Origin of the sequence: Paenibacillus xylanexedens, assembly GCF_017874615.1 — a bacterium.
In the GTDB taxonomy this organism is placed as follows: Bacteria; Bacillota; Bacilli; order Paenibacillales; family Paenibacillaceae; genus Paenibacillus; species Paenibacillus xylanexedens.
The window spans coordinates 63,483-85,607 of sequence record NZ_JAGIKV010000026.1; the positions used below are offsets into that span (position 1 = coordinate 63,483).

The following is a 22,125-nucleotide window of genomic DNA, read 5'->3' on the forward strand; positions in this document are numbered from 1 at the left end:
GGAAGCCGCCCGCCGAAAAGCGGGTCTAGCCGTACAGCCGCGCGTAGTAACCTCCGAGCGCCAGCAGTTCCTGATGGCGGCCCCGTTCCACGACCGTTCCTTGATTCATGACCGTAATCAAATCCGCATGTTCCACAGTGCTGAGACGGTGGGCAATCAGAATGGTGGTGCGCCCCTTCATCAATACGTTCAGAGCTTGCTGTACCCAATGCTGGGATTCGTTATCCAATGCAGAAGTCGCTTCGTCCAGCAGTAGAATCGGGGCGTTTTTGAGAATCGCCCGGGCGATCGCAATTCGCTGCCTTTGTCCACCTGACAATGACGCTCCCCTCTCTCCCACCGGCGTTTTATACTGTTCAGGAAGTTCCTGAATAAAATGGTGAGCGTACGCCGCTTTGGCCGCTTCCACCACTTCTTCATCCGTTGCATCCGGGTTGCCATAACGGATATTTTCCTCAATCGTGCCAGTAAACAAAAACGGCTCCTGCGGAACATATGCAATCTGCCTGCGGATTTCTTCCAGCGTGTAATGGCCGAACGGTTTGCCCTGGAGCAGGATATCTCCGCTGTCCACAGGATAAAAGCCGAGCAGCAGCTTGATCAGCGTACTTTTGCCGCTGCCGCTGGCTCCCACGATCGCAGCGACCTGACCAGGAAACACCTGCATGGACATGTCGACAAGTACCTTTTTATCCCCCTGATAGGAAAATTCCACATCGCGAAACTCCACCGCAGCCTCCGATACAAGCTCGCTACGAGAAGATCCCAGACGCTCCGGTTCCTCTTCCTCGCTTAGTACCTCTTGAATCCGGTGAGCGCCCGCGAGCGAATTTTGGGTCATCGACAGAACCATCCCCAGGTTCAACAAGGCGTGCGTCAGATTCACTTGCAAAACTGCCAGAGCGGCGACACTTCCCATTCCCATCAATCCGTAGGCATATAGAAGACTGCCGATGACGATGATGCCGCAGAACGTGACGTAGCTGATAAAATGGTTCACCGCAGCCTGCATACCGTTCTTTTTCGCCGTTTGCCGAAGCGTTTGCGTCATTTGCTCGTTCAACCCCTCGTACTGGCCGTAAATCGTGCGGATGCGAAACAGCTTCACAATTTGAATGCCGCCCATAAAATCTTTAAATTTTTCGGTCATTTTACCGAGCGTACGCAAGCCTTGTTCGGACAAAACGCGGATATCCCGTGCAAATTTCAGGCTGACCAGAGAGGACAGCAGCAGAATGACGAAGGATACGCCAGCAAACCGCCAATCGATCACCGCCATAGAGACAATGGAGCCGATACAGAAGACAACTTGAAGCAGCAAAACGAAGTAAACCTGCGAGAATGTAAACTCAACGGTCGTTACGTCGTTGTTCACTCGCGACAGCAAGTCCCCATGGTGGTTCTGCTCCAGGAATCTCGGCCGCACCCGGCACAGCTTGTCATAAAGACGTTTGCGGATATTCAGCACAGTCAGCTCGACACTGCGCTGGTATAAGTAAATGAACCAGGGAGAAATTATATTTTCCAGGAACAGGGCCGCGCCCAAAATAACAAAAGCTTCCACCATCAGGGACGTATCTCGGGACACGGCGAAATCAACCAAGTTATGTACGACCAAGCTGAAGGCGATTAGAAACAATGTCTGGGTGAGCGCCGTTACAGCAAGGCCAATCGCGTACTGGGTTTTGCGCTTGCGGTTCATAAACGTCAGCAAGTAGCCGAGTTCTTTCACTTGTGATAGCCTTCCGCCCTTTTTCATGTGTACGACACCTCCCTGCGTTCGGCAGACTCGGTAAACTCCTGGTAATACGACTGGGCGTACAGTCCCTTCCTCTTGAGCAATTGTTCATGAGTGCCCTTTTCGACAATACTTCCTTGTTCCATAACCCAAATTTCATCGGCGTTTTGTACCGTAGAAAGCCGGTGGGCAATAACCATGGTCGTTCTCTGCTTCATCAATACGCCCAACGCTTCCTGAACCGCGCTTTCCGACTCCGGATCAAGTGCCGATGTGGGCTCGTCCAACAGCAGAACGGGAGCATCCTTCAGAAACGCCCGAGCCATTGCAATGCGCTGGCGTTGCCCACCGGACAAAAACCCGCCACGCTCTCCGACATACGTCTGGTAACCGTCCTCAAGCTGCATAATGAAAGAATGAGCCTGAGCGGCTTTGGCGGCTTCGATAATCTCGTCCATCGACGCTTCTTCCCGCCCATAGCCGATATTTTCGGCGATCGTACCGCTAAACAAATATGAATCTTGGGTTACAACGGAAAAATGCGACCGAAGCTGCTCCGGATCTGCACCGTGGATCAGGCTTCCGAACACGTGGATCTCGCCCTGATCCTCCGGAAGTGGATAAAAGCCGCATACCAGCTTAAACACCGTACTCTTCCCTCCGCCGCTCGCTCCGACAAGTGCAATCGTCTTGCCTTCTGGCACAGAGAAGCTAACATTCCGCAGAATCGGGGAACTCTCTTCATACCCGAAGGTTACGTTCTGAAACTGGATGGGGGCGGCGCTCGCTTTTGGAAGCAAACGGCCATTTTCCGTTTCGGTCGGCTGCTCGACGATTTCGGAGACCCTTCTCAGGGCACCGGTCATTTCGAACGTGCGCGTGATGAGCTCGGGAATATGCTCCAGTGGCTCCAGACACAGATTAAGCAAGTACAGGAAGGCGATCAGTTCTCCCGCGCCTAGCTGCCCGTTGTAGATCAAATAGCTTCCGTAACTGACGGCGAAAATGATCGGGCTAATCATCAGCGTAGAAAGCAGCGGGTTGACCCAGGCTTCCCGCTTTTTCACGGCCAGCTTTTTTTGAGCCGTCAATTGCAGGAGCACTTGGTAGGAGCGAGATAACATACCGGATAGCAGGTAGCTTTTTACAATAGGCATCCCCCCAAGCGTATCCTGGAGGTTGACGTTCATTCGGCCCATGTTCGCCTGGGCTTCCTCCGTCAACTGTTCCAACTGCTTGCCGATCCATTGGGAAACCAGCAGTGCTACGGGAAATAACAGCAGGCTGTACAGCATCAGCTCCCATTGGAGATACATCAAATAAGCGAAACAGCCGATAAATAATAGCGGATGATAAAACCACTGGGCGAGGTCCCGAATCATAAATTGCTGGATGAGCTGCAGATCGTTGTTGATCCGCGACAACACGTCGCCGGAGTGCTGCTTTTCCAAATAGGGGACCGGGAGTTTGCCGATATGACGCATGACATGGTTGCGGATATCCTGCACCGCAGAGGCACTGCTTCGCTCCACACCAAAGCTCATGAAAAACTTCGCCGGCACACCGATCAAGATGACCGCAAAGACCGTGTACACGATCTGCAGAACGATAGGCCCCGCCCCATTCTCGGCCTGTGTGGTCAGCTGCTCGACCAAACGTCCCGTCCATATCTCAATAACCGCGGCGGCAATTGCGGACAGGATACCGACGATCATCCAGCCTTTGTGACGGCTTACATAGGACATCAGCCAGCGGAACGCTTTCCAGGTGGCATAAGCGGTTCGGCGCTTGGAAGGCGCCGCTGTGCCTTGTCCTTGAACAGACGTCTGCCGGTCAGCTCCCATGCAGGACCCCTGCCTCCGCTTCGATCTGCTGCTTGATTTGCACTAAGATGTCACGGATGACAACGGCCGTTTCGTCCACGCGCGCGAGTTCCAGTAACTCCTCGTGTGCGCCCTCCAGCCGGTAATCGGCGTATGCTTGCGTCGTTGCCCTCTGCCAGGACGGCAACTGGTGCTCCAGGCGGAACGCTTCGCTGTCCTTCGCAATCAGTTCGTAAATCCGGGCAGTTATCGTGCCTGAATTAATAAGCTGCGCTTCGTACGTTAAGGTGGCTTTGATCTTCCGATGAACACGCTCCCGCACGAGCGGATTGCTCATTAATTCCTTCTCTTCTTCGTCGAAATCCGCAAGCATTTCTTCAAGCTCTTTCTCAGACGTTTCATAAGGCGTGAGTGTGTCCTTAATCCATGAGTCCACCATGACCAAGTCCGTTACGGAATACCCTCTTCTTTCCATCGTTTTGGCTACCTCGAACGTCAGGTTGCCTCCGAAGCAGTAACCCAGCAGCACGTAAGGTCCTTCCGGCTGGATGCGAACAATCTCATCCACATAACGGTTCAGCATGGCATCGTAATCGGTGGCATCGTCGATAAAATCAATACCGTAGAGCACGAACCCGCCCTCGAGTCTGCCTGCGAGCTCACGGTAACCGATGCCGAAGCCGCTGCCTGGAGGAAAGCAGAACACGTTCAGATCTCCTTCTTTATTCAGCTTAATGAAAGAGTCTCCACCTTTATCCAGGCCCAGATCCCCCTCTCCGAAAGCCATGGCTTCAACGGTTACATGATGGAATTGGCGATTCAGCGGTATCTCGATGCCCGTTTCATCGTAAACGGCTTGAACGAGCCTAATCAGACTTAACGAATTGCCACCGAGCTCAAAAAAGTTATCCTTTACGCCGACCTGCCGAACGCCAAGTGTATCCTGCCACACGCGGGCGATCTTCATTTCGAGCAGTGTTCTCGGCGCGACATATTCCGTTCCTCCAGTGGCGGCATCCTCTGGCGCGGGTAGCGCTTTGCGGTCGATTTTCCCGTTCGGTGTCAGCGGCATCCGCGAAAGCTGCACGAGGTACGAAGGAATCATATATCCCGGAAGCTGCTTGGCGAGCTGCTCCTTGAGTTCATACGCCACCAGCCTCGTTTCCGCAACGTAGTAAGCGACAAGCTGCTTATGGCTGTTCGCGTCGTCGCGGGCGAGCACCACCGCTTCTTGCATGGCGGCGATCTTCAGCAGCTGCTCTTCAATCTCGCCGATTTCGATCCGGTAGCCGCGGATTTTCACCTGATGATCGATCCGCCCCCGGTATTCGATGTTGCCGTCCGGCAGCCAGCGGGCGAGATCTCCCGTCCGGTAAAGGCGTTCTCCCGGCACAAACGGATGTTCCACAAACTTCTCTGCCGTTAGCTCCTGATGGTTCAGGTAACCTCTCGCAAGCCCTACGCCTGCCACGCATAACTCGCCGTCCACTCCCGGAGGCACAAGCTGCAGGTGGGCATCCAAAATAAAAATCCGGTGATTGGACAGCGGGCGCCCGATCGGAATAACTCTGCGCTCCGGCTGCTGCTCATCCGCATCCCAAAGCGTTGTAACAATCGAAGCTTCAGTAGGCCCGTAAGCATTGAAATAGTGGACCTTCTCCTTCCACTGCTGCACAAATTCGGCCGATACCGCCGAACCTCCCGTTACAAGCTTCGTTAAGCTGGGAAGGCGGTCCGGGTTCAAATATGCGCTGTACGTCGGAGGCAAAATCGCCGCCGTAATCGCATGCTCGTTCATATAACTCTCGAACAGGCGGTTGTCGAGAATCGTCTCGGCCGTCGGGATGTACAAAGTCGCGCCAAAATAGAGCGCTTTGAACACTTCCCAGCAGGACGCGTCGAATGACAGGCTGGCGAATTGAACGATCCGGTCATGCTCCGTGATGCCCAGCCTGTCCGCGAACATCAGCTTCAAGCTGACCAAACCACGATGCTCCAGCATGACCCCTTTGGGTTTGCCCGTCGTACCTGATGTATAGATGACATAAGCCAGATCATTCGGACCGCTGGCCGGCTCCAGATTCGAAGCATCCAGCACACCAGTGGATTCCGCCCGGCTATCGCCCCAAACAAAATCGTCTAATTCAAGGCGTGTTCCTTCAAAGTCGGTCTTCTCGTGCAGATGTTTTTGAATCAGCAATAACGGTGCGCCTGAATCCTCGATCATGAAGCGGATGCGCTCCTCCGGGTAGTCGGGATCGACAGGCACGAAGGCTCCGCCCGCTTTAAGAATTGCCAGAATGCCGACGACCATATCAAGCGAGCGTTCGACCAGAATCGCTACCCGCTGGTCTGCTTCTACTCCTTTTTCCCGCAGCTTCCGCGCAAGGCGGTTGGATCGCTCGTTCAGCTCGCGGTAGGTCAATTGCCGCTCGTTCATGACGACGGCCACGTTATCCGGGCGTTGCTCCGCCTGTTCTTCGAACAAGCCATGAATCGTTTTCCCCCGCTCGAACTCGGTTTCGGTGTCATTAAATCCCTTGAGCAGCATCTCCCTCTCGACTGGGAACAGCATATCGACTTGTCCAAGCTCCAGATCTGGCTGAAATAAAAGCATGGACAGCAACCGAACAAGATGGTCGGCCGCCTGCTCCATAAATGCCCGCTCGTACCGCTGTCCGTCAAAGCTTATTTCCAGCTCGATGGAGTGGTTTTGGCGGTCGAAGCGAAAAACGGTATCAGCCGCCACACGGTTACCCAGCGGTCCCGGATGAATCGGGGCGAAGGATGCGATGGTGTTGACGACCGGGAGGCCATGCCCCGTATAGTTCAGATGGAGCGGCTCCACCATTTTTCGAAAAGGCAGGTGCTGATGCTCCAGCGCCTCGCCGATGGAGCCTTTGATGCCCCCAAGCAGCGTTTTCAGCGTAGTCTGGCTGCTTACCGATGTCTTGATCACGAAGATGTCATGCGGCGGCGTCTCGCTCTGGTCTGCGCTATACGAAGGCATGCCGACCAGCACTTGGTCCCGCCCGGTATATTTGAACAGCAGGCTTTTGACTCCTGCCAAAACAATCATGTACAGAGCCAAATCCGAACCGCTGGCGAGGCCAATGATTCTCTCCGAGAGTTCGCTCGGCAGATTACGGTGAAGCAAGTCCGGCTCTGCCGCAGATTCCCCGCCCTCGAATAATTTGGAGGATTGACTGTATGGAAGGCAGCTCAGGCTATCATCTGCGTCAAACTTGCCGCTCCAGTACCGTTCTTCCTTTTCAAATAAAGATTTCATTCGTACCTCCCCTAAAAATGAAGTGACCGCATGCCCCCACGCAGGTCCGAAAGGGCTTGCTTTCGGCCTGCGCGTTTACGGGCTTGATTTACGGACTTGCAAGTTGTTCGCCGTCTTTCTTGGGATGCGCACCACTTTCGGTTGACGGCGGAGCGCGCTTGTCTTATTAGAACGCGAATTCGATCGTATCGACGGCACTCTTTGCGCCTGCCGCCGGTTTATGACATTCAATTCGGCTTAGCTCGAGTTGTGGATTTTCCGCAATTTGAGACAGTACCCGCAGGTAATCCTCAGTCAAGGTGCGGATCATCGTTTCTTTGAACAGCTTGGTGGCGTAGAAGAAGCCCCCGCTCAACGCCCCTTCGTTTTCATACATAAACAGCGTCAGATCAAACTTCGCTTCCTCCAAATGGTCAAGCTCGTAATTCTTCAGGCTGACCCCTTCCAGTTCGGCGTCTCGTTCTTCGATATTTTGCAAGTCGAAAACGGCATCGAACAGTGGGAAGCGGCCCGGCTCCCGCTTCACATTCAAACGCTCCACGAGATCCTCGAATGGATAATCCTGGTTCTCAAAAGCACCCAAAGCCGTTTCCTTCACTTCTTTCAGGTAGGACAAGAACGTTTTGTCGCCAGACGGACGATTACGGAGCGCCAGCGTATTAACAAACATGCCGATGACCCGCTCCAAATCGGCGTTAGTTCTTCCAGCCACCGGGGTGCCCACGATCAAGTCCTCCTGACCGCTGTACTTGGACAGCAACACAGTATAGGCCGCAAGCAGCACCATGAACAGTGTGCTTTCACACTCGGCCGCCAATTCACGCAGCCGCGCAGAGAGAGAAGCTTCGACATCGAACTCCACATGCGCGCCTTCGTAGCTACGAACGGCAGACCGTTCGTAGTCCATCGGCAGGTCCTCCGTGGGCAGTTCGCCTTCGAAGGTTTGCAGCCAGTACGCTTCCTGCCGCCCGATTCGCTCTCGGTGGGCCTTCGACTGCTGCCAAACGGCATAATCCTTGTAATGAATGCGCAGGGGTGGCAGCTGTTCTCCGGCGTAGAAACTCGAGAACTCCTCCATCACAATCGCCATCGATACACCGTCGGACACGATATGGTGCATATCGAAAAGGAGAATACGCAGGTGCGGCTCCAGCTCGATGACCCCGGCGCGCAGCAGCGGCGGTTGGCCGAGATCAAACGGACGAACGAAGTTGCGGACGATCTGCTCGATTTGATCTGAATCCTCTGTATCCGCTTGATGGTGCTCGATAGCAAAATCGACCTGTGGGTATATCCGCTGAACTACTTCGCCCTTCATCATTTCAAAACCGGTGCGCAGCGATTCATGCCGTGTTATCAATTTCCGCAAGGCGGCTTCCAACCGGTCTAAATCAAACTCACCTTCCACCTGCACCAGTTCCGGCATGTTGTAAAGCTGATCTGCTCCATCCAGCGTGTGCTGAATGAACAGCCGTTTCTGCGCGGAGGACAGAGGGTAATACTCTCTTTGCTCCGCTTGAGGAATGGCCTCATGCTCCCGCCGTTCCATCCGGGCGATCGCCTCGGCCATCGCCGCAATCGTCGAGTGGCGGAATACGTCGCGCAGCGGGAGGTTGACGTTTAGTTCCTTAAATACCTTGCCTGCCAGTGACGTCGCTCGCAGGGAGTGGCCGCCAATGTCGAAGAAGTTGTCGTAAACGCCAATCTCCTTCGTAAGCCCCAGCACCTCCTGCCAAATCACCGCCAGCTTCATTTCCAGCTCATTGCGCGGTGCGACATACTCCGTTCCGCTTCCCGCTTCCCCTTCCGGCGCTGGCAGCGCCTTTCGGTCCATCTTCCCGTTTGGTGTCAAAGGCAGGAGCTCCAGCTCCACAAAGTACGACGGGATCATATACCCCGGCAACTCCTGCGCCAGCGCGCTGCGCAGATCGTTCACTGCCAGCTTCGCTCCGGTATCCGGCGTGTAATACGCACATAGCGCCTTCTGCCCGTTCGCGTCATTTCGAACCAGCACCACCGCTTCGCGCACACCTTCCACCCGCAACAGCTGCGACTCGATCTCTCCCGTCTCAATCCGGTAGCCCCGGATTTTCGCCTGGTTGTCGATCCGGCCGATGAAGTCCACGTTGCCGTCCTCCATCCACCGCGCCAAATCTCCCGTGCGGTACAACCGCTCGCCCACAGCGAACGGACTGTCTACGAACTTCTCTTCCGTCAGCTCTGGTCGGTTCAAGTACCCACGCGCCACGCCGACGCCGCCGATGACCAGTTCGCCCAGCACGCCGACTGGAACAGGATTCAGATGTGCATCCACGATGTAAAACTTCGCATTCAACCACGCTTTGCCAATCGGCACATGGCCTGTCTGCGGCAGTTTCTCCAACTCTTCGTCATAGAAACTGGAGTCAATTGCCGCTTCAGTCACACCGTAGGCGTTAATAATGCGGAACGACGAGCCAAACCGTTCCTGTAAGGTACGGTAATCCGCTACACTGCAGCTGTCCGAGCTTGTGATCAACAGCTCCATCCCGCTCAACTCCAGCCCCTGTTCATGCACGTACTCCATAAACGGCACGATCAGTGCCGGTGTTGATTCAAAGATCGTCACTTGCTCCCGCTCTATCCAGTAGTGCAGACGAGACGGATCGATCCGGTCGTCCTTCGGTACAATGACCATGGTACCGCCGTTGTACAACGTCCGGGCAATGTCGCCCACGAACACGTCAAACGAGAAGCTGGCGAGCTGCAGCAACCGCACCGGGAACTGATCTAATCGGTATTCCCGCCGGTAACCCGCCGCCGTGTTCACCAGACTGCGGTGCTCGATCATCACACCTTTCGGCTTGCCCGTCGTTCCCGACGTGTAGATCACGTACGCCAGATCCTCTGGGCGGGCTTCACGGAAGCTGTCCATGCCAACAACATCAACATCATCCACAACATCCAGATGGTTCCGATCCGCACCGTTCACAGCCCCCGTTAGTTTGCCAGAGACCCGGCTGGAAGCCATGCTGGAGCCTTGATCAAAGTACATCGGGGCATTTGCCCGATCTTCGCTGTACGACGCTTCGTCGTCGAGGTACAGCACCGACATCAGCGCCAGCTCCTCTTCGCGGAGCCAGGCCTCGGCACGTTCTCGCAGCGGCGTTTGTGTCAGCAGTACCTTCGCTCCGCTGTCTTCGAGCATAAATCGCACGCGGTCCGCCGGATAATCCGGGTCAAGCGGTACATACGCCCCTCCCGCTTTCCAGACGGCCATCACGGCCACCAGCAAGTCCACCGAACGCTCGGCGAGAATGCCAACGATTGACTCCCGGCCGATGCCACTTGCACGCAGCGTGACCGCTAAGCGGTTCGCCCGCTCGTTCAGCTCCACATAGTTCAGTCGATCGTCCTCGTACACGACGGCTTCCGCTTCCGGTGTGCGTTCCGCCTGTTTCTCAAACAGCCGGTGGAACGTAGCCGCAGGAGCCGCTTCTAGCTGCGCTGGATTAAACGCACTGAGAACTTGTTCTTTTTCCGCCGATGTCAACATGTGCAATTCAGCAATCTTCGCATCTGGACGGTTTACAATTGTCACGAGCAACTGCTCGTAATGTTTTGCCAGCCGTTCAATCGTCTCCCTTTTATAAAGAGCCGTCGCATATTCAAAGCTGTAATCCAACCCGCCGTTCTCCTCGCCCACATCCAAGCTGATATCAAACTTCGCAGTATCCAGTACGCTCGGATAAGGAATCAGGCGAAGCCCTTCCAGTTCAAACTGCTCGTTCTCCGTATTTTGCATCGTAAACATCGTGTCGAACAGCGGATTACGGCTTAAGTCACGGGTGACTTGCACCTTGTCCACCAATTGTTCGAACGGATAGTTTTGATGCTCAAAGGCGTGCAGAGTTGTTTCTTTGACTTCGTTCAGGTATGACAGAAATGTTTTCTCTGAAGACGGATAACTGCGAATCGCCAACGTGTTTAGGAAAATCCCGATTAACGGCTGCACATCTCCATGATTCCTTCCAGCAATCGGCGTACCAACGATCACGTCTTCCTGACCTGAATATTTATGCAAAAGCACGTTATACGCCGCAAGCAGCACCATAAACAGCGTCGTGCCCGTGTCCGAAGCCAGCTGTTTCAGGCCGCCGGTTTTTGAAGCGTCGAAGGAAAACTCCAGCGTTTGACCTTCGTAGCTCTGTACAGCCGGACGTGGATAGTCGGTCGGCATTTCCAGCACTGGAAGCTCGCCCTGGAACATGTCCAGCCAATACGCCCCCTGATGCTGAAGCCGTTCCTGCTGCTCCTGCGAATGCTGCCAAACGGTGTAGTCTTTGTACTGAATGCGCAGCGGCTCCAATTGCTCTCCACCATACAAACGCACGAATTCTTCAACAAAGATTTCCATTGAAACGCCGTCAGAAATAATATGATGCATGTCGTACATCAGAATATGGCGTTCCGGAGCCAGCTCAACAAGGCCTACCCTCAACAGCGGTGGCTTAGCCAAATCAAACGGACGGACGAAACCATGAACCACCGCTTCGACCTCTTGCTCATCCGCTTGATAGAACTCCACCGCAAAATTCACGTCCTGGTAAACCCGCTGTGATGCTTCTCCATCCACCATTTCAAACCCGGTGCGCAACATTTCATGCCGCGCCACGAGCTTACGGAACGTTTCTTCGAACCTTGCCCGGTCCAAAGCACCCTCCAGCAGCATCGCTTCCGGCATGTTGTAGCTAAGCTCTGCAACTTCCAGCTGATTCAGAATAAAGAGACGTTTTTGAGCAAAAGATTGCGGGTACACCTCCCGGCCATCCGTCACCGGAATGGAAACAAATATCTGCTGATCCAGCCGAGAAATGGCGGTAGCCATGCTCTCGATCGTGGAATGGCGGAACACGTCGCGCAGTGGCAGATCCACGTTCAACTCTTTATGAATCTTGCTGACCAACGTTGTCGCGCGCAGGGAGTGGCCACCGATGTCGAAGAAGTTGTCGTGAACACCAATCTCCTTCGCAAGCCCCAGCACCTCCTGCCAAATCGCCGCCAGCTTCGTTTCCAGCTCATTGCGCGGTGCGACGTACTCCGTTCCGCTTCCCGCTTCCCCTTCCGGCGCTGGCAGCACCTTCCGGTCCATCTTTCCGTTCGGTGTCAGAGGTAGACGCTCCAGCTCCACAAAGTACGACGGGATCATGTACCCAGGCAACTCCTGTGCCAGTGCGCTGCGCAGATCGTTCACTACCAGCTTCGCTCCGGTATCCGGCGTGTAATACGCGCATAGCGCCTTCTGCCCGTTCGCGTCACTTCGAACCAGCACCACCGCTTCGCGCACACCTTCCACCCGCAATAGCTGCGACTCGATCTCCCCCGTCTCGATCCGGTAGCCCCGGATTTTTGCCTGGTTGTCGATCCGGCCGATGAAGTCCACGTTGCCGTCTTCCATCCACCGCGCCAAGTCTCCCGTGCGATACAACCGCTCACCCGCGGTGAAAGGGCTGTCTACAAACTTCTCTTCTGTCAGCTCTGGACGGTTCAAGTACCCTCGTGCCACGCCGACTCCGCCGATAACCAGCTCGCCCAACACACCGACCGGCACCGGGTTCAGATACGCATCCACGATGTAGAAATTCGCATTCAGCCACGCTTTGCCGATTGGCACATGACCTGTCTGCGGCAACTTCGCCAACTCCTCGTCATAGAAGCTGGAGTCGATCGCCGCTTCCGTCACGCCGTAGGCGTTAATAATGCGGAACGATGAGCCAAACCGCTCCTGCAAGGTCCGGTAATCCGCCACACTGCAGCTGTCCGAGCTTGTGATCAACAGCTCCATACCGCTTAATTCCAACCCCTGCTCATGCATATGCTCCATGAACGGTACGATCAGTGCTGGTGTTGATTCAAAGATCGTCACTTGTTCCCGCTCTATCCAGTGGTGCAGGCGAGACGGATCAATCCGATCGTCCTTCGGTACAATGACCATGGTGCCTCCGTTATACAACGTGCGTGCGATATCACCCACGAACACGTCAAACGAGAAGCTGGCGAGTTGCAGTAGCCGGACTGGGAACTGATCCAACCGGTATTCCCGCCGGTAGCCCGCTGCCGTGTTCACCAAGCTGCGGTGCTCAATCATTACGCCTTTCGGCTTGCCCGTCGTTCCGGACGTGTAGATGACATACGCCAAGTCCTCAGGACGGGCTTCATGGAAGCTGTCCAAGCCAGCAACCTTCAGATGACTCGGATCATCGCTGTTCACAGCACCCGTCAGCTCGCTGGAGACTTTACCGGAAACCATGCTGGAGCCAAGCAGTGCATTATCCCGGTCTTCGCTGTATGACGTTTCGTCGTCGAGGTACAGCACCTTCGCAAGTGCCAGTTCCTCTTCGCTGAGCCAGGCTTCAGCACGCTCTCTCAGCAGCGTTTGTGTCAGCAGCACCTTCGCTCCGCTGTCTTCAAGCATAAACCGCACGCGGTCCGCCGGATAATCCGGGTCAAGCGGTACATACGCCCCTCCCGCTTTCCAGACGGCCAGCACGGCCACAAGCAAGTCCACCGAACGCTCGGCGAGGATGCCAACAATCTCCTCCCGGCCGATTCCACTTGCTCGCAACGTCGCCGACAGGCGGTTCGCCCGCTCGTTCAGCTCCGCATACGTCAGCCGATCGTTTTCGTACACGACAGCTTCCTCTTCCGGTGTGCGTTCCGCCTGTTCCTCGAACAGTCGGTGGAACGCGGCCACAGGAACCACTTCCGATTGCATCGGGTGAAACGCGCCGAGAATCTTCTCTTTTTCATCTGCTGTCAACAAGTTCAGCTCAGCGATCTTTGCATTCGGACGGCTTACGATCGCCGCAAGCAAATGTCCAAAATGAATCGACAGCCGCCGGATCGTGCTTTCTTTATAAAGAGCCGTTGCGAATTCAAAACTGCACTCCAGTCCGCCATTTTCTTCCGTAACATCCACACTCAGGTCGAACTTGGCCATACCATATTCGCTAGGGTACGGGGACAATTTCAGCCCTTCCAGCTCAAACTCTGACTCCTCCAGGTTTTGCAGGGAGAACATCGTGTCAAACAGCGGGTTGCGGCTCAAATCCCGGCTAACCTGCACTTTATCGACGAGTTCTTCGAACGGATAATTCTGATGCTCGTAAGCGCCTAAAGTCGTTTCTTTCACTTCTTCCAAATACGACAGGAAGGTCTTCTCCGAAGCCGGATAATTGCGGATCGCCAGCGTGTTGACAAACATTCCGATCAAAGGCTGTATGTCGCCGTGCGTTCTGCCTGCAATCGACGTGCCGACGATCAAATCGTCCTGACCTGTGTATTTATGCAAAAGCACGGTATATGCGGCAAGCAACACCATATATAGCGTCGTTCCTCTTTGAGCGGCCAGCTGTTTCAAGCCTTCGTTCGTTGCCTCATCCACGAAGGATGTCAGTGTATGTCCCTCATAGCTTTGTACAGCAGGACGCGGATAGTCCGTTGGCATTTCCAGAACCGGCAGCTCGCCCCGGTATCGGTCCAGCCAGTAAGCTTCCTCGCGTTTCAATTGCACTTTTTGCTCGTCCGATTGCTGCCATACCGCATAGTCCTTGTACTGAATGTGTAAAGGTTCTAATGACTCGCCGCCATACAGACGAACGAGTTCCTCAACGAACACGTCCATCGAAACCCCGTCGGAGATGATATGGTGCATGTCGAACATCAGCAAATAACGATCGGCTGCCAGCTCTACGAGCTCGGCACGCAGCAACGGTGGCTTCGCCAAATCGAAAGGTCTGATAAAAGCCTGCACGACTGCAGACGCTTCTTCCTCGTTCGCATGTCGACACACGACGGAAAAATCAACGCTCTCGTAAATACGCTGTACCGCTTCGCCTTGTACGACCTCAAATCCGGTTCGCAACGTTTCATGACGTTCGATCAGTCCGCGGAAAGCTTTCTCCAGCAGGCTATGGTCAATTGATCCTTCGAGCAGCAGCACACCCGGCATGTTATAGCTCTGCTCGGCTCCTTCCAGCTGATTCAGGATAAACAGCCGCTTCTGAGCTGAGGAAAGTGGATAATACGCTCTTGCGCCTACCAGCGGAATCGACGAGAACGAATGTTCTTCGATTCGGGAGATAGCTAGAGCCATCTGTTCGATCGTCGAGTAGCGGAATACGTCGCGCAGAGGCAACTCGACGTTCAACTCCTGATGCACCTTGCTCACCAGTGTCGTTGCCCGCAGGGAATGGCCGCCCAAGTCAAAGAAGTTGTCATGAACCCCGATGTGCTCCAATCCAAGCACACTTTTCCAAATTTCAGCCAAGCTGGCCTCGAGCGGAGTCCTAGGCAGAGTATGTCCTTCGCCCGGTTGCAAGCTCTCCTCCGGCGCCGGGAGGGAACGGCGGTCTACCTTGCCGTTCGTCGTCAGCGGGAGACGCTCCAACTGGATCAGGTACGCCGGGATCATATAGGCCGGCAGTTCCTGAGACAGTACGCTCTTCAGCTCGGCCGCCGGAAGCTCACAGTCCGCTTCATAATAGGCGCAAAGCTGCTTTTCGCCGGACACGTTTTCCCGCGCGAATACTGTCGTTTTCCGAATTCCCTCCACTTTCTGAAGCTGAGCTTCGATCTCGCCCAGCTCTATGCGGAAGCCACGGATTTTCACTTGGTCGTCCGTTCGTCCCACATACTCAATCGTGCCGTTCGGTAGCCATTTCGCCAAATCCCCCGTCCGGTACATGCGCTCTCCTGACGTAAAAGGATTGTGCACAAATTTCTCCGCCGTCAGTTCCGGCCGGTTATTGTAGCCCCGTACCAAACCTTCTCCGCCGACACATAGCTCCCCGACCACGCCGATCGGCAGCAGCTTATTCCGGCTGTCGACGATATACACCGTCGTATTGCTGATTGGTCGTCCGATAGGAACGGTAAGCGCCGACTCATCAACGAAGTCGACCGGAAGGTACGTGGTAAATATCGTGCTTTCCGTCGGTCCGTACACATGGTTGAGCCTACCCGCTCCAAGATGGGCGAGTGCTTTACGTACATGACCAACCGAGACACGCTCTCCTCCAAACAAAATCGCCCGGACATCCCGAAAACAATTGACATTCACATCTACGAGCACGTTGAAGAAAGCCGTCGTAATAAACATGACCGATATGCGCTGGTGCTGGATGAGATCCGCCAGTAGACCAATTTCCAGCAACGTCTCGCGGGGAACCAGCACCAGCCGCGCCCCGTTGGTCAAAGCACCAAAAATATCGAAAATCGCTCCGTCGAACGAATAGCTCGAAAGCTGGAGGACATGATCGCGATTGGTGATGTCGATATAATTTGTATTTTGCACAACGCGCACGATGTTGCGGTGCGAAACAAGGTTTCCTTTTGGCTTGCCCGTAGTGCCTGACGTATAGATCACGCAGGCCAGATCTGTCGCTTCAATCACTGGATTTAAGTTTGTTCCGTCCTCGTGATAGAAGGACTCGTCATCCAGTAAGATCACCGAGTCCAAACCCGCCAGTCGCTCGCGCAAGCGGCTTTGTGTCAGCATGACCTGCGCTCCTGAATCCTCTATCAAGAAACGGATACGCTCCTCTGGATATTCCGGGTCAATCGGTACGTAAGCGGCTCCGGCTTTGTGTGCTGCCAGTATACCTATAACCATTTCGATGGAACGCTCAGCCATAATGGCGACCAGACGTCCTTGGGATATCCCGTGGCTGCGCAAGGTACGGGCAAGGCGGTTGACACGTTCGTTCAGCTCCCGGTAGGTCATCTCTTGCTCATTCATGGAGATGGCGGCTGCATCCGGGATGTACTCCGCCTGCTCTTCGAACAATTGAATGAGCGTCTGCCCGCGCGGAAATTCCGTCGTGGTGTCGTTAAAACGTCCGAGAAGGTCGGCCTTTTCTGCCTCCGTCACAAGTTCCAGCTCGCCCACGGTAATTTCCGGGTTATCCGTTACCTGCTCCAGCAGATGCACGAGATGCCCCTTGAGCCGCTCGATGCTGTCTTTATCGAACACTTCGGCGTTAAAGTCGAATCGAATTTCGATCTCGGTTCCCGGCATCACAGTCACGTTGAAGTTATAGTTCGTCTGCTCCTCCATCTGAACGTCAGCAATTGTCAGGCCGCCGTGCTGCTGGTCCCCCGCCTGCTCCATCTGCTCGTCCACCGGATAGTTCTCGAAAGCGATGATATGGTTGATCAGATTCTGCTTTTGCACGCTGCGAGCTTGAATTTCATACAGCGGATAGTAATCATAACGCCCGGAATCCAGCGCCCTCTCTTGGAGCTTCGCCATCAGGTCGGCGAACACGGTGTCCACTTCGCTATTGACGCGGACCGGCACCGTATTGATGAACAGCCCGATCATAGACTCAATGCCCGGGATTTCCGCCGGTCTTCCGGCAACGACACTGCCGAATACGGCATCGTTTGTTCCGTTATATTTTTGCAGCATCACGCCCCAAACGGCTTGCAGCAGCGTATTGACTGTAACCAGGTGCTGTTTCGCCACCCGGTCCATCCGTTTGCTCAAGTCCTTGCCCAGTTCGGCGGTGACGTGATCAGCCGTAAATCTGACGCTCGGCGCTGGTTCCTTTTGCCCCGGAAGTACGGTTTGCCCTTCGTAGCCTGCCAGGAACGCCGTCCAATAGCCGGATGCTGCCTGATCGTCCTGTTTCTCCAACCATTCGATATAATCGCCATAATCCGATCCTTTACCTCCCGCTGGCTGCTTTCCAGAGGTCAGGGCCGAGTATATTTCAAACAACTCCTGCGTCAGCTGAGCCAGGCACCAGCCGTCCATCAAAATATGCTGAAAACTCCACAGTACGTGATAACTTTGCTCTTCAGTGCGCAGAATCGTAAACCGAACTAGCGCATCATGTTCCATGTCGAAGCCACGAAGCTTGTCCTCCTCGGCCTTTTCATCCAAGTAAGCTTGTTTCTCGTGTACCTGCAAATGAAGCAGCTCTTCATATTCAAAGCCGACTGGCTTGTCGCGGTATATGATTTGAAGCGGCTCGCCCGCTGGTCCATTCACAAAATTCGCCCGCAGCACCAGATGACGTTTTGCAAGCTCCATCCAGCTCAACTCAAAAAGCTGGACGTCGAGCGCTCCCCGCATCGTAAACCGCGTCTGCTCAAAGTAAGCTGCCGTTTGCCGGTCAAGCGCGCTGTGGAACCACATACCCTTTTGCATCGGCGTCAGCGAGTAAATATTTTCGATTTCCCCGAGATGACTCGAGCGCTGGGCGATTTGCTCCAATTCTGTGATGGTCAAGCCTTTAAATTGCACGTCGCTTGGCGTCAATTCGGTGTTCTCTTTGCCTGCGCAGTGGGTAATGAGCTCTCGGAGACTTTGCTCAAGCCGCTGAGCGAAGGCTTCCATCGTTTCCTTGCGATACTGCTTCCGGCTGTAGCTGAGATCGAGCGATAAAGCACCGTCCAGCACCATACCGTTGATATCCAGCACAAAGCTGCGGGCCTGCCGGTCGCTAGCCGGGCTGCCACTGGAATAAGAAGATATGCCGATCTCGCCCTGGTTGACATCATCGTCGAACTGGCCGAGGTAGTTAAAATTAATTTCCGGCTCTGCGCCCCAAACCAAGCCATCCTCCGATTTCGAAAGATAGCGGCATATGCCGTACCCAAGCCCCTTGTTCGGAATGCGGCGCAAGTTTTCCTTGACCTGTTTAACCTGATAGGTCCAATCCCGGTCGGTTTCCGGCTCCAGGACGACCGGAAACTTGGTCGTAAACCAGCCGACTGTACGCGTGATGTCGATATCCGTTCCGATCGATTCACGTCCGTGTCCTTCGAGATTGATCCGCACCCGTTCGTGCCCCGTCCATTTGCGTAAGGCTATGCCGAGCGCCGTTACCAAAATATCATTCATTTCGGTGTTGAAGGCACGGTGAACCCGCTTCAGTAGCAGCTCCGTTTCTTCGGGAGCCAAACGGACAAACAGCGATTCGCTGTCCTGCTGCGTCGTAACGTCCTCCTCCATATCCTTCGGCACGGCCGGAACCTCCATTTGATCCACGGCCTGCCAATAGGCCCGTTCCTTCGCCATCTCCGGGCTTTGCGCGTAAGCAGCCAACTGCTCGGACCAAGTGCGGTACGCATCTGTTTTCGCCGGGAAACGAATTTTTTCGCTTTTGCCAGTCTGCTCGTAACCTAGAGCGAAATCCTCCATTAAAATGCGCCAAGACACGCCATCTACCACAGCATGATGAACCCCGAGCAGCAAATGATCACCGTCCGCGCACTGGAACAGTCCTGCCTTCATGAGGGGCCCGTTCTCCAGATCGATGCCCGCTTGAATGTCCGTTGCCTTCGCTTCCACAGCCTGCGTGGGATCCTCCGCATCCTTGAAGTCGAACACGTCCAGCGTGAACAGCTCGTCTTCCTGAATCGCGCGGTTCCGTGCGCTAAACCCTTGTTCCGTTTTGCGGAACACCATCCGTAAGGCGTCATGATGCTCGGCCAGCTTTTGCAGCACCTGACGTACCATCTCTTCGTCGAAGCGTTCCTTCCGGTACAGCATCACCGACTGGTTGAAATGATGTGGGTCCGCAAAGGAGCTCTCGAAAAACCAATGCTGAATCGGCGTCAGCGCCGTTTCACCCGTAATTTCGCCTTGATCGATGGTACGTCCGATCGGTATCACATGCAGGCTAAGCTGTGAGATCGTCGGATATTTGAACAAATCCCGGATTTCCAGCTTGTACCCGGCTTGATGAAGCCGCGAAGATACTTGAATGGACTTGATCGAGTCTCCGCCCAGCTCGAAGAAATGATCCGTTACCCCAACGCGATCGGCGTTCAATACCGCCTGCCACACATCGGCAAGCGTCCGCTCGGCTTCATTGCGTGGAGCTACGTACTCGCCGCCGGTCAGTGCGTTTCCTTCCGGGGCAGGCAAAGCCTTGCGGTCGATTTTGTCGTTCGGGGTGAGCGGCATCTGCGGAAGCTGAACAAAATGTGCCGGAATCATGTAATTCGGCAATTTTTGCGCCAGCGCGCTTCTCAGCTCGCCGAGCGTAAGAGGGAGACTAGCGACCAGGTAAGCGCACAGTTCTTGCCCGCTTTTGCCTTCCCGCGCAATCACAATCGTCTCCTGCACCGAGTCGATCTTCAGAAGCTGATCTTCAATCTCACCGACCTCGATTCGGAATCCACGGATTTTCACCTGATGGTCGATCCGGCCCAAGTACTCCATATTACCGTCCGGCAGCCAGCGGGCGAGATCTCCCGTCCGGTAAAGGCGTTCTCCCGGCGCAAACGGATGTTCCACAAATTTCTCTGCCGTCAGCTCCGGTTGGTTCAGGTAACCTCTCGCAAGCCCCACGCCTGCCACGCACAGCTCTCCGTCCACTCCCGGAGGCACAAGTTGCAGGTGGGCATCCAAAATAAAAATCTGATGATTAGACAGCGGGCGCCCAATCGGAATGACTCTGCGCTCCGGCTGCTGCTCATCCGCATCCCAAAGCGTCGTAACAATCGAAGCTTCGGTAGGGCCGTAAGCATTGAAATAGTGAACCTTCGCTTTCCACTGCTGCACGAATTCGGCCGATACCGCCGAACCTCCCGTTACAAGCTTTGTTAAGCTGGGAAGACGGTCCGGGTTCAAATGAGCGCTGTACGTCGGAGGCAAAATCGCCGCCGTAATCGCATGCTCGTTCATATAACTCTCGAACAGACGAGTGTCGAGAATTGTTTCGGCCGTCGGGATGTACAAAGCCGCGCCAAAATAGAGTGCTTTGAAAACCTCCCAGCAGGATGCGTCGAAGGACAAGCTCGCAAATTGAACGATCCGATCATGCTCCGTGATGCCCAGCCTGTCTGCGAACATCAGCTTCAAGCTGACCAAACCACGATGCTCCAGCATGACCCCTTTGGGTTTGCCCGTTGTACCTGACGTATATATGACATAAGCAAGATCGTTTGGACCACTGGCCGCCTCCAGGTTCGAGCCATCGGCGCTATAGGCTTGCTTATCATCTAGCGCCAATACGGTCCCTTCGAACGGGACTTGCTGTAACAGCTCTCTTTGAGTCAGTAGCAGCTGCGCGTTCGAGTTCTCCAGAATGTAGCGGATTCGTTCTTCCGGGTACTCCGGGTCGATCGGCACGTAGGCACCGCCAGCTTTCAGAACTGCCAGAATGCCAATGACCGTCTCCAGCGATCTCCTAACCATCAAGCCTACCAACTGATTGGGTAGCACACCGACCGATCGTAGCGTACGCGCCAGCTGATTTGCCCGTTCGTTCAACTCTGCGTATGAAAGCCGCTGCCCCTCAAAAACAACCGCAGTCGCCTCGGGTACACGCTTCGCTTGTTCCTCCACAAGCTGATGAATCGTCCGATCACGAGGATAGTCCTTCTCGGTATCGTTGAAGCTTTGTATTAATTGAAATTTTTCGTCCTCCGACAGCATGTCCGCTCGCACGATGTCCAGCTCCAGCTCATGAAGCCCTACGGACAGCAGGCGATTCAGATGGCCGACGACCCGATTCATGAACTCGGCGTCATATAAGTGCTCGTTATATGACAGCGCTAGCTGTATCGTCCTACCGGCTAAACTGAATTCAAAGGAACAGTCTGTGACCACGTTTTGCCCAATTTCGTCCAGATGCAGCTCCTTAAGGGATACTAGCGTATGGACGACGGGTATCCCTTCTGCATATTGCAGATCCAGCTTCTCCGTCATTTTCAAGAACGGAATATGTTGATGTTGAATGGCTTCCGGCAAGGAAGTCCTCAGTTCGCTCAGAAGCGTTTTAAAAGTTGCCCCCACCGAAAGCGAGTTTTTCAAAATGACCGTATGATTAACGGATCGACGCGTCTCCCCCTTTTTTGGCACAACCGGCATGCCAACCAGAATGTCTGAAGCTCCTGTATATTTATGCAAGAGTGCCTGAACACCTGCGAGCAAAATCATAAAAGCAGCCAGCGGAGCACCCTTGCTCATTTGAAGGACCCGCTGCGCCGCTTCCTCCGAAAGCGAACCGCCAACGGTTTTCACATTGGGCACCAGGGAGTTTGGAGCTTTGCTGTAAGGCAACCGCGTCAAGGTATAATCGTCACTACCGAATTTTTCGTTCCAAAACAACGTTTCTTTTTCAAAAGCCATCTGGATCGTTCCCCTCTCTTCATCGGTAAAAGCAATCCGGCGGAGCATATGCTGAAGCAACGCTTCAGCCTCGCTCCTCTCTTTTTCAAACATCTGACAACAATATCAATGGCTTGCGCAACGTCACGCTTCGATTGCCCGGTTG

At 54.5% G+C, this 22,125-nt stretch carries 4 protein-coding genes; all 4 read right to left on the bottom strand.

The genetic code is table 11. The annotated features are described in order from the left end of the window. Nucleotides 1–25 precede the first annotated feature (25 nt). The 4 genes from J2Z28_RS26065 to J2Z28_RS26080 all read right to left on the bottom strand — a co-directional run bounded on the left by J2Z28_RS26065 (nucleotide 26) and on the right by J2Z28_RS26080 (nucleotide 22,073). Nucleotides 26–1,759 (bottom strand): ABC transporter ATP-binding protein, encoded by a 1,734-nt coding sequence (locus tag J2Z28_RS26065; protein ID WP_211084995.1) that lies wholly within the window; start codon nucleotides 1,757–1,759, stop codon nucleotides 26–28. Continuing rightward, complete coding sequence (locus J2Z28_RS26070) at nucleotides 1,756–3,582, bottom strand: ABC transporter ATP-binding protein (protein ID WP_211085002.1); 1,827 nt, start codon at nucleotides 3,580–3,582, stop codon at nucleotides 1,756–1,758. Before J2Z28_RS26070 ends, J2Z28_RS26065 begins: the two co-directional genes overlap by 4 nt. Beyond that, nucleotides 3,572–6,850 (bottom strand): non-ribosomal peptide synthetase, encoded by a 3,279-nt coding sequence (locus J2Z28_RS26075; RefSeq protein ID WP_211085004.1) that lies wholly within the window; start codon nucleotides 6,848–6,850, stop codon nucleotides 3,572–3,574. The genes J2Z28_RS26070 and J2Z28_RS26075 overlap by 11 nt, the downstream gene beginning before the upstream one ends. A 166-nt stretch (nucleotides 6,851–7,016) precedes the next feature. Further along, complete coding sequence (locus tag J2Z28_RS26080; RefSeq protein ID WP_211085006.1) at nucleotides 7,017–22,073, bottom strand: non-ribosomal peptide synthetase; 15,057 nt, start codon at nucleotides 22,071–22,073, stop codon at nucleotides 7,017–7,019. Nucleotides 22,074–22,125: the final 52 nt, after the last annotated feature.